Source organism: Curtobacterium sp. HSID17257 (assembly GCF_003989515.1).
Classification (GTDB): domain Bacteria; phylum Actinomycetota; class Actinomycetes; order Actinomycetales; family Microbacteriaceae; genus Curtobacterium.
The window spans coordinates 1-10,117 of the sequence record NZ_RBLU01000110.1; the positions used below are offsets into that span (position 1 = coordinate 1).

A 10,117-nucleotide genomic window follows, 5' to 3' on the forward strand; every position below is an offset into this window, starting at 1 on the left:
TTCGCCGCCGAGGCCAGCAGCAACAAGGCGCAGGTCTTCCACTACTTCGGGGGCAAGGACGGACTGTTCGACGCGCTGCTGACGAGCGAGCTGACGGCCGTGCACGACGCCGCGCCGCTCGACACCGCCGACCTGGCCGCGTGGGCCGGTCGCCTGCACGACGTCCTGGCCGAGCGGCCGTGGGTGCAGCGGCTCGCGACCTGGCACCGGCTCGAGCGGCCGGACACGCCGGTCGAGGCGCTCGCCACGCAGTACGCCGACGCCGTCGCCGAGGTCGAGCGGGCCCAGCGCGCCGGGGTGCTCCCACGACGCTTCCGCCCCGCCGTGCTCTACGGGCTCGTCGTCCAGCTCGCCGAGGTCTGGTCGACCCTCCCGCCCGAGGCATCCGCTCCGGTCGCCTCGGTCGTGCCGCAGCGCCGCCGTCAGGTCGTCGTGGACGCCGTCGGAGCACTGCTCGGGGACTGACCGGTCTCCCGCCGGACCCTCCGGTGCAGCGTGTCCGAGGGGCGCTCGCCGAAGGTGCCGGCGTAGGTGCCCGCGAACCGACCGAGGTGCGCGAAGCCCCACGCCCTGGCGACCTCGGCGACCGTGGTGGTCGACGGGTCCCCGGCCTCGAGTGCCGCGTGCACGCGGTGCAGTCGCACGTCGCGCAGGAACTGCATCGGGCTCGCCGCGCCCGCACGGTGGAACGCCGCCTGCAGGCCCCGGGCGCTGAGCCCCGTGGCGCGGCAGACGTCGGCCGTGGTGAGCGGTCGGCGGGCGTTCGCCACGATCCACTCCTGGGCGGCGCGGACCGCGCCGTGCCCCGCCGCAGCGATGCCCGACGGCGGGGTCTGGTCGAAGACCTCGAGGACGGCCTCGGCGATCCTCCGGTGCTGCGCCTCGCGGAGGGGCGGCGCGGCGCGCGGGTCCCACAGTGTCCCCGCGGCCCCGGCGATCGTCCGGCGGAGTGCGGGCAGGGCGTCGGGGTCGGCGGTCGTCCGCAGGTCGAGCGGGCCGGGCAGGTCTCCTCGGAGCGCTGCCGAGACCGACTCCAGGAAGTCGGCGTCGAAGCGGATGACGTGCTGCACCGCGGGAGCGGCGTCGAACGTGAACGGGCGCCCTGCCGGGTACGCCACGGGGACGTTCGGGTGCATGGTGATCGGGTCGCGGCGGTCGGCGTCGAGCACCATGCCCGGTCCGGTCGCCCACGCCAGGGTGTACTGGCGTCCCGGGTTGATGGTGCCCCAGCGGTGCGCTGCGACCGCCGAGGTCGCGGTGGTCACCCGCTCGTCGCCGACCGCGCGGTAGCGGTAGGAGAACCCGTCGGCCACCGCCTGCCCGATGTTGATGTCATGAGTGCTGTAGACGCCCTCGAACAGGTCGACGGCATCCTCGACGACGGTGCCGTGGTGCTCGGTCGCGGTGGGGGTCCGGGTGTCGCTGTGCATGCGCGAACCAGTCTGCGCCTCGTCGCCGGGTGCCGGCGGTGCGGTGCGCGTGGTGGCGTTCCGGCGTTCCGGCTTTCCGGCTTTCCGGCGTTGAATTTATCGTCGCCGGTCCAACGTTGTTGACTTCAACTACGGGTCAGCCGAGGCGCTGCGCCAGGAACGCCGCCTGCCGCTCCCAGTGCCGGTGGCCGCCGCCCTCGTGGCCGTTGTACGGGTAGACCTCGATGTGCTTGTCCGTCGACGCCAGTGCGTTGTACGCCGCGAAGGTCGTGCGTGGGGGCACCACGTCGTCCATGAGCGCGACGGAGAACAGCGCCGGGGCCGTGATCCGTGCGGCCAGGTTCACGCCGTCGAAGTACGCCGCGGTGTCCCACACGGTCTCGACCGCGTCCCGGTGCACGGCGAGGTACTGGGCGAGCTCCAGGTACGGGCCGCCCACCGCGACGTCCGTGCCGTGCTCCCAGTCCGACAGGAACGCGACGTCCGGCAGCACGGCGACGAGCGGCGCGGTGTGCGCCTCGACCAGGGCGGCCGCGGCGATCGCGATGCCGCCGCCCTGGCTGCCACCGGTCAACGCGATGCGGTCCGGATCGACGCCGGGCAGCGTGCGGACCGCGTCGACGAGCCGGACCGCGTCCGTGTACACCCGCCGGTAGTAGTGCTCGGCGGGCGAGGCGATGCCGCTCGCCATCCACCCGCCGCCGTTCGGGCCGGAGCCGTGCGGATCCGGGGTGTCGCCGCCGGACCCCCAGCCGCTGCCCTGCCCGCGGGTGTCCATCACGACGTGCACGTACCCGGCGAGTGCCCACGAGACCCGCTCGCCCGGCAGGCCCCGACCGCCGCCGTACCCGATGAACTCGACCACGGCGGGCAGGCCACCCGTCGAGCCCGCCGGACGCGAGACCCAGGCACGGACGGGGTCGCCGCCGAAGCCCGGGAACGTCAGGTCCTGCACGTCGAGCGCGGTCACCGGCGTGGTGGCGGGGACGAGCACGGGCTCGGTCCCGGCGCCGGCCGCCCGGGCCTCGGCGATCGTGTCCGTCCAGAAGGCGTCGAGGTCGTCGGGCCGCCGCACGGACGGGCGGTACGCGCGGAGCTGGTCGAGGGGCAGGTCGGTGAGCGGCATCGGGGTCCTCGCTGGTGGTGGGTCGTTCCGGGTGTCCCTGGTCGGAACGGGCGCACCTGGTCGGGAGTTCCGACCGGGTACGCCCGATTCCACCAGGTGGACGCGCCTCAGCGCATCAGCGTGCGGCGGCGCGGTACTGCTCGAGCACCTCGGGGTGCGGGTCCGCGGGCACGACCGTCGCGGAGACCTCCCACGACGGCAGGCTCCCGGTCAGCACCCACGCGGCCTGTCGAGCGGCACCCGAGGCGACGTACTCGCCGGGCTCCGGGATCGACACGGCGCGGCCGAACACCTGCGCGGCGACGGCCCGGACGGCCTCGTTCCGCGCGGCGCCGCCGATGAGCAGCAGCCGCGACACGTGCACGCCGGTGTCCTCGACCGCGGCGAGACCGTCGGCCAGGGCACAGAGCATGCCCTCGACGGCGGCACGGGCGAGGTGCGCCCGGTCGGTCGTCGCGGGCGTCATGCCCACGAGCGAGGCGGTCGCGTCCGGCCGGTTCGGCGTGCGCTCGCCGACGAAGTACGGCACGAGCACGAGACCGTCCGCCCCCGCCGGCGCCTGCAGCGCGAGCTCGCCGAGCTCGTCGTGGTCGACGGAGAGGAGTCCGCCGATCACCTCGAGCACGCGGGCCGCGTTCAGGGTGGTGACGATCGGGAGGCGCGACCCGGTCCCGTCGGCGAAGCCCGCCACGGTCCCGCTCGGGTCGGTCACCTCGGTGTCGGTGACGCCGAAGACCGTCCCGCTGGTACCGAGGGACACCGCGACGTCGCCCGGGCCGAGCCCGAGGCCGAGCGCTGCCCCGGCGTTGTCGCCGAGCCCCGGGCCGACGACGAGGCCGGCGCGGGAGACGGCACCGCCCGGCAGCTCGACGTCGGACGCCAGCGTGCCCATCGCCTCGTCGGGAGCCACGACCCGCGGGACGACGACCAGGTCGTCGTCCCCGTCGTGCGCGGTGCCGTCGTGCGTCCCGGCAGCGACCCGTGCGCGACGACCGAGCGCCTGCTCGAACAGCTCGGTGTCGTACTCCCGGCGCACCGGGTCCCAGTAGCCGGTGCCGCTGGCGTCCGAGCCGTCGGTCGCGAGGGCGTCGAGGTCCGGTCCGAGCGGGCTCTCGTCCGCCGGTCCGTACCCGCGCAGCCGCCACGACAGCCAGTCGTGGGGGAGCGCGACGGCGGCGACCCGCGCCGCGTTGTCCGGCTCCGCGTCGCGGAGCCACCGCAGCTTCGTGCCGGTGAACGAGGCCACCGGGACCAGACCCGTCCGGGCGACCCATGCCTCCCGGCCGAGCTCCTCGACCATCTGCGCGGCCGCGTCGGCACTGCGGACGTCGTTCCAGAGGAGCGCGTCGCGGACCACGCGACCGTCGACGTCGAGCGCGACCATGCCGTGCTGCTGCCCGGCGATCGCGACGGCGGCGACGTCGTCGAACCCGCCGGCGTCCGCGATCGCGGTGCCGAGCGCGTCCCACCAGTGTCGGGGGTCGACGGACGTGCCGTCCGGGTGGGCCGCACGGCCCTCCCGGACGACCGCGCCGGTCGCAGCGTCACGGATGGTGACCTTGCAGGACTGGGTCGAGGAGTCGACCCCTGCGACGAGCTGCTGGCTCAACGAGCGCCCATGAGGTGCTCGATCGCGAGCTGCTGCAGGCGCACGAAGCCGAAGCCCTTGCCGCCGAAGTACGCGTCGGCGTCGAAGTCCTCGTACGCCGAGCGGTCGGCGAGGAAGTCGTCGTACGACTCGCCGCTGTTCAGCGTCGGCGTCGAGAGCTCGTCGACCTTGGCGGCGGACAGGGCCTCCTGCACCTCGGGGTCGGCACGGAACGCCTGCGCACGCTCCTTGAGGAGCAGGTACATGCGCATGTTCGCCTTCGCCGAGTCCCAGACGCCCGTGATGTCCTCGGTGCGGCTCGGCTTGTAGTCGAAGTGACGGGGGCCGTCGTACGCCTGGCCGCCCTGCGGAGCACCGTGCTCGAGCAGGTCGACGAGCGAGAACGCGTTCTGCAGGTCGCCGTGGCCGAACACCAGGTCCTGGTCGTACTTGATGCCGCGCTGGCCGTTGAGGTCGATGTGGAAGAGCTTGCCCTGGTAGAGCGCCTGGGCGATGCCGGCCGTGAAGTTCAGGCCCGCCATCTGCTCGTGGCCGACCTCGGGGTTGATGCCGAACAGCTCCGGACGCTCGAGCGTCTCGGTGAAGGCGATCGCGTGACCGAGGGTCGGCAGCAGGATGTCGCCGCGGGGCTCGTTCGGCTTCGGCTCGATGGCGAAGCGGATGTCGTAGCCCTTGTCGGTGACGTACTGGGCGAGCAGGTTCACGGCCTCGCGGTAGCGCTCGAGCGCTGCCTGCACGTCCTTGGCGGAGTCGTACTCCGAGCCCTCGCGGCCACCCCACATGACGAAGGTCTTCGCGCCGAGCTCGGCGGCCAGGTCGAGGTTGCGGAGCACCTTGCGGAGCGCGAAGCGACGGACGTTCCGGTCGTTCGAGGTGAAGCCGCCGTCCTTGAAGACCGGGGCCGAGAACAGGTTCGTCGTGACCATCGGCACGATGATCCCGGTGGAGTCGAGCGCGCCCTTGAGGCGGTCGATCTGCGCCTGGCGCTCGGCGTCGGTCGAGCCGAAGGCGAACAGGTCGTCGTCGTGGAAGGTCAGGCCGTAGGCACCGAGCTCGTCGAGCTTCTCGACCGCCTCGACCACGTCCAGCGCGGGACGGGTCGGGCCGCCGAACGGGTCGGAGCCGTTGTAGCCGATGGTCCAGAGACCGAAGGAGAACTTGTCGTCGCGGGTGGGCGTCGTTGCCATGGTGGGTCACCGTTCGTCGTCGAAACAAAATGTTGCCGCGCCCAACATAAGCGGTAGGGTGGATCCTGGCAACACCGGATCGCAAAGGAGCGAGTGGATGGCACAGGACGGACACGGACCGGGACGACTGCGCGTCGCGATGGTCGGGCACGGCTTCATGGGGGCGGCGCACTCCCAGGCGTGGCGGACCGCACCGCGGTTCTTCGACCTCGGCGTGGAGCCCGAGATGGCCGTGGTCGTCGGCCGCGACGCCGAGCGCACCGAGGCCGCGCGGCAGCAGTACGGCTGGCAGACCGCATCGACCGACTGGCGGCAGGTGGTGGCCGACCCGGACATCGACGTCGTCGACGTGGTGTCGCCCGGGTCCTCCCACGTCGAGGTCGCGATCGCGGCGCTCGAGGCCGGCAAGCACGTCCTGTGCGAGAAGCCCCTCGCCAACACCGTCGCCGAGGCCGAGGCGATGACCGCCGCCGCCGAGGCCGCCGCCGAGCGCGGGGTCCGCGCGATGGTCGGCTTCAGCTACCGCCGCGTCCCCGCCATCGCGTTCGCCCGCCAGCTGGTCGCGGACGGGAGGATCGGCACGGTCCGCCAGGTCCGCGCGCTCTACCTGCAGGACTGGTTGGCCGACGAGGACGGTCCGATGACGTGGCGCCTGGACAAGGCGCTCGCCGGCTCCGGCTCGCTCGGTGACATCGGTGCGCACGCGATCGACCTCGTCGAGCACGTCACGGGCGCACAGCTCGCCACCGTGTCCGGCACGCTCGAGACCTTCGTGCACGAGCGTCCGCTGATGGCCGAGGGCGTCGGGCTCTCCGGCACCGCGTCCGACGAGCGTGGGCAGGTCACCGTCGACGACGCCGCGTTCTTCCTCGGCCGTCTGACCGGCGGCGCTGCCGACGGTGCGATCGGCACCTTCGAGGCCACGCGCTACGCGACCGGCCGGAAGAACGGCCTGACGCTCGAGGTCAGCGGGTCCGAGGGCGCGATCCAGTTCGACCTCGAGTCGATGAACGAACTGCGCCTGTACGAGTCGTCGGCGCCCGCGGGGGAGCAGGGCTTCCGCCGCATCCTCGTCACCGAGCCGGAGCACCCGTGGATGGCCGCGTGGTGGCCGACCGGGCACCTCATCGGCTACGAGCACACCTTCAGCCACCAGGTGACGGACTTCGTGCGGGCGATCGTCGCCGGCACCGACCCGCAGCCGTCGTTCGCGGACGGCCTGCACGTGCAGCGGGTCCTCGACGCGGTCGAGCGCAGCGCGGCCGACGGCAGCGCCTGGACGGCGATCTGATGGCCGACACGACGAAGCGAGCGCTGGTCGTCCGTGGCGGGTGGGACGGGCACATGCCCGTCGAGACCACCGACCTGTTCGTCCCGTTCCTCCGCGACAACGGCTTCGACGTCCACGTGTCGGACTCGACGGCGGTGTACGCCGACGCGTCCGTGATGGCGGACGTCGACCTGATCGTGCAGGTCGTGACGATGTCGACCATCGCCGACGACGAGTTCGCCGGGCTCCAGCAGGCGGTGCTCGGCGGTGCCGGGCTCGCCGGCTGGCACGGCGGGATCGCGGACGCGTTCCGGAACACCGCCCACTACCTGCACATGGTCGGCGGCCAGTTCGCGCACCACGCGGGCAAGCACCCGTCGGAGCGCACCGGCGAGCAGTCCGACAACTACATCCCGTACACGGTGCACATCACCGATGCCGGGCACGAACACCCGATCACGCAGGGCATCGAGGACTTCGACCTCGTGACCGAGCAGTACTGGGTGCTCTCCGACGAGTACAACGACGTGCTGGCGACGACCACGCAGGAGGCCCGGGACTTCGACGCCTGGAACCGTCCGGTCACCGCACCGGCGATCTGGACCCGGCAGTGGGGCGAGGGGCGCGTGTTCGTCTCGGCTCCCGGGCACCGGCTCGAGGTCGTCGAGTCGCAGCCGCTCCGCACGATCATCGAGAGGGGACTCCTGTGGGCAGCCCGATGAAGGTCGGTGTCGTCGGGGTCGGCGTCATCAGCCAGCAGTACTTCGAGCACTTCCCGGCGCTGCCCGGCCTCGAGCTCACCGCCGTCGCGGACATCGACGTCGCCCGGGCGCAGTCGGTCGGTGCGACGCAGGGCGTGCGGGGGACGAGCGTCGACGAGCTCATCGCCGCGGACGACGTCGACGTCGTGCTCAACCTGACGATCCCCGCCGCGCACGCCGAGATCGCCACCCGGGCACTCGAGGCCGGCAAGCACGTGTACGGCGAGAAGCCGCTCGCGATGTCGACGGCCGAGGCACAGCCCGTGCTCGACCTCGCCCGACGCTCGGGCCTGCGGGTCGGCAGCGCGCCGGACACCGTGCTCGGCACCGGGATCCAGACCGCACGGGCCGCGCTCGACGACGGCCTGATCGGCAGCCCGGTCGGAGCCGCGGTGTCGTGGTCGGCTCCCGGGCACGAACTCTGGCACCCGGCACCCGCGTTCTACTACCAGCCCGGCGGCGGTCCGCTGCTCGACATGGGGCCGTACTACCTGACGAGCCTCGTGTCGTTCTTCGGCCCGGTCGTCCGGGTCAGCGGTGCCTCGACCCGCTCCGACCGCGAACGCACCATCGCGACGGGTCCCGCGGCGGGCACCCCGCTCCGGGTGGACATCGACACGCACGTGGTCGCCGTCCTCGAGCACGCGAACGGTGTCGTCTCGACGGTGACCGTGTCGTTCGAGGTCTGGGCCACCCGGGCGCCGCTGTTCGAGGTGTACGGCACCGCGGGCACGCTCGGCGTCCCCGACCCGAACCGGTTCTCCGACACGGTGTCGATCGCCGACGCCGCCACCCGCGAGTGGCGGGACCTGCCGACGAGCGCCGGGTACGCCGACGCCGGACGCGGGTACGGCCTGGCCGACATGGCGCACGCGATCGCGACCGACCGACCGCACCGGGCGTCGGGGGAGCTCGCGTTCCACGTGCTCGAGGTGATGGAAGCGGTGTCGACCGCCGCCCGCGAGCACACCGTGGTCGAGGTCCGGTCGCGCGTCGACCGTCCCGACACCGTGCCGGCGGGCGCCACACCCGGGTCCTGGTGAGCCAGACTCAGCAGCAGCAGCAGCAGCAGCAGCAGCAGCAGCAGCAGCAGCACGACGCGACACGACACGACAGGCGAGGAAGGACGACGACGATGACGACGACGGACGGAACCGGCGAGACCGAGGTGGGCGGCGCCTCCAGGCCGGACGGCGGCGGACGGTCGACCAGGCCGGTGACCCTGTTCACCGGGCAGTGGGCGGACCTGCCCTTCGAGGAGGTCGCGCGCCTGGCGGGGGAGTGGGGCTACGACGGGCTGGAGATCGCCTGCTGGGGCGACCACCTCGACGTGCGGCGTGCCGCGACGGACCCGGAGTACGTGGCGGACCGGAAGGCGGTCCTCGAGCGCAACGGGCTGCAGGTCTGGACGATCGCGAACCACCTGACCGGGCAGGCCGTGTGCGACGACCCGATCGACCAGCGGCACGAGGACATCCTCGCGCCGCACGTGTGGGGCGACGGCGACCCCGAGGGCGTCCGGCAGCGGGCCGCCGAGGAACTGCAGTGGACCGCCCGTGCAGCCGCCGCGCTCGGGGTGACCACCGTGACCGGGTTCTCCGGGTCCTCGATCTGGAAGACCGTCGCCGGGTTCCCGCCCGTGCCGCCGGCGATGATCGAGGCCGGGTACCAGGACTTCCACGACCGCTGGTCGCCGATCCTCGACGTCTTCGAGGAGGTCGGCGTCCGCTTCGCGCTCGAGGTGCACCCCTCCGAGATCGCCTACGACTACTGGACGGCGAAGCGGGCGCTCGAGGTGTTCGCCGACCGGCCGTCGTTCGGGTTCAACTTCGACCCGTCGCACTTCGTGTGGCAGGACCTCGACCCCGCCGCGTTCCTGCTCGACTTCGCCGACCGGGTGTACCACGTGCACTGCAAGGAGTCCGTCAAGCAGCTCGACGGCCGCAACGGTCGACTCGGGTCGCACCTGCCGTGGGGCGACCCCCGTCGCGGGTGGGACTTCGTGTCCGCCGGGCACGGCGACGTGCCGTGGGAGCGGGTGTTCCGCGTGCTGAACCACATCGGGTACGACGGTCCGACGAGCGTCGAGTGGGAGGACGCCGGCATGGACCGACTCGTCGGCGGCCCCGAGGCGCTCGCCTTCGTGCGGAAGCTCGGCACCATCGCCCCGCCCGACGCCGCGTTCGACGCCGCGTTCTCCCGTTCGCGCTGAGCGCCCGCCCGGGTACGCGAGACTCGGTCTCAGCGGCGTTCCTCGTCCCGACCGCCGCGAGGAACGTCGCTGAGCACGAGACTCGCGCCGCCGATCCACTTCACACCCCAGGAGGACCCATGGCCCGCACGGCCACGACCACGCCCGGCAACGTCGCGCGCGTCCTCCGCATCGTGCACGAGGACGGACCCGTCACCCGCGCCGAGCTCACCCGCAGCACGGGGCTCAACCGGTCGACGGTCCTCGCCCTGGTGGGGGAGCTCGTCGAGCGGGGCCTGGTGCACGAGGAGTTCCCGGCCGCCGGGACCGCGGGAGCCGACCGACCCGCCGGGGTCGGACGACCGAGCGCGGTCGTCCGGGCATCCGGCGACGTCGTGGCCGCCGCGGTCACCGTCGAGATCGACACCGTCGCGGTGGCACTCGTCGCCCTCGACGGCACCGTGCGCGACCGGCTCGTCGAGCCGCAGCCCAGCGTCCCGAGCGCAGCCGTCGCGGTCGACGCCGTCGCCCGGCTGCTCGACG

General features: G+C 73.0%; 10 protein-coding genes. 6 read left to right on the forward strand and 4 right to left on the reverse strand.

Annotation, left to right across the window (positions count from 1 at the left end):
- A partial coding sequence (locus tag D8M35_RS16665; RefSeq protein ID WP_161972671.1) for a TetR/AcrR family transcriptional regulator occupies positions 1-465 on the forward strand: 465 nt, incomplete at its 5' end.
- Here D8M35_RS16665 and D8M35_RS13585 read toward each other — a convergent pair.
- The 4 genes from D8M35_RS13585 to xylA all read right to left on the reverse strand — a co-directional run bounded on the left by D8M35_RS13585 (position 423) and on the right by xylA (position 5,352).
- Entirely contained in the window at positions 423-1,430 is a 1,008-nt protein-coding gene (locus tag D8M35_RS13585) for a helix-turn-helix domain-containing protein (RefSeq protein ID WP_126892334.1), read from the reverse strand. The genes D8M35_RS16665 and D8M35_RS13585 overlap by 43 nt on opposite strands.
- Before the next feature lie 136 nt (positions 1,431-1,566).
- The gene (locus D8M35_RS13590; RefSeq protein WP_126892335.1) at positions 1,567-2,556 is read right to left on the reverse strand and encodes an acetylxylan esterase; all 990 of its coding nucleotides are present in this window, start codon (positions 2,554-2,556) and stop codon (positions 1,567-1,569) included.
- 115 nt (positions 2,557-2,671) lie between these two features.
- The gene (locus D8M35_RS13595) at positions 2,672-4,165 is read right to left on the reverse strand and encodes a xylulokinase (protein WP_126892336.1); all 1,494 of its coding nucleotides are present in this window, start codon (positions 4,163-4,165) and stop codon (positions 2,672-2,674) included.
- On the reverse strand, positions 4,162-5,352 hold the full coding sequence (gene xylA / locus D8M35_RS13600; protein WP_126892337.1) for a xylose isomerase: 1,191 nt from the start codon (positions 5,350-5,352) through the stop codon (positions 4,162-4,164). The genes D8M35_RS13595 and xylA overlap by 4 nt, the downstream gene beginning before the upstream one ends.
- Positions 5,353-5,449: 97 nt before the next feature.
- On the opposite strand from xylA, the gene D8M35_RS13605 reads away from it, so the two are divergent.
- The 5 genes from D8M35_RS13605 to D8M35_RS13625 form a co-directional block, all read left to right on the forward strand.
- Positions 5,450-6,643 carry a Gfo/Idh/MocA family protein gene (locus D8M35_RS13605; protein ID WP_238638236.1) on the forward strand — a complete coding sequence of 398 codons (1,194 nt, stop codon included), beginning with the start codon at positions 5,450-5,452 and terminating at the stop codon, positions 6,641-6,643.
- A complete protein-coding gene (locus D8M35_RS13610) occupies positions 6,643-7,344 on the forward strand; it encodes a ThuA domain-containing protein (protein ID WP_126892338.1) in 702 nt (233 codons plus the stop codon). The genes D8M35_RS13605 and D8M35_RS13610 overlap by 1 nt, the downstream gene beginning before the upstream one ends.
- Positions 7,329-8,426 carry a Gfo/Idh/MocA family protein gene (locus D8M35_RS13615; RefSeq protein WP_126892339.1) on the forward strand — a complete coding sequence of 366 codons (1,098 nt, stop codon included), beginning with the start codon at positions 7,329-7,331 and terminating at the stop codon, positions 8,424-8,426. The genes D8M35_RS13610 and D8M35_RS13615 overlap by 16 nt, the downstream gene beginning before the upstream one ends.
- A gap of 92 nt (positions 8,427-8,518) precedes the next feature.
- A complete protein-coding gene (locus tag D8M35_RS13620; protein ID WP_238638237.1) occupies positions 8,519-9,595 on the forward strand; it encodes a sugar phosphate isomerase/epimerase in 1,077 nt (358 codons plus the stop codon).
- A 119-nt stretch (positions 9,596-9,714) separates the two neighbouring features.
- Positions 9,715-10,117, forward strand: a 403-nt coding sequence (locus D8M35_RS13625; RefSeq protein ID WP_148113376.1) for a winged helix-turn-helix domain-containing protein, incomplete at its 3' end; no start/stop codon positions are given.

Excerpts from the sequence above, each read along its gene's own strand:
- D8M35_RS13585 (WP_126892334.1), bottom strand. The coding sequence starts at position 1,430 with ATGCACAGCGACACCCGGACCCCCACCGCGACCGAGCACCACGGCACC.
- D8M35_RS13590 (WP_126892335.1), bottom strand. The coding sequence starts at position 2,556 with ATGCCGCTCACCGACCTGCCCCTCGACCAGCTCCGCGCGTACCGCCCG.
- xylA (WP_126892337.1), bottom strand. The coding sequence starts at position 5,352 with ATGGCAACGACGCCCACCCGCGACGACAAGTTCTCCTTCGGTCTCTGG.
- D8M35_RS13605 (WP_238638236.1), top strand. The coding sequence starts at position 5,450 with ATGGCACAGGACGGACACGGACCGGGACGACTGCGCGTCGCGATGGTC.
- D8M35_RS13610 (WP_126892338.1), top strand. The coding sequence starts at position 6,643 with ATGGCCGACACGACGAAGCGAGCGCTGGTCGTCCGTGGCGGGTGGGAC.
- D8M35_RS13620 (WP_238638237.1), top strand. The coding sequence starts at position 8,519 with ATGACGACGACGGACGGAACCGGCGAGACCGAGGTGGGCGGCGCCTCC.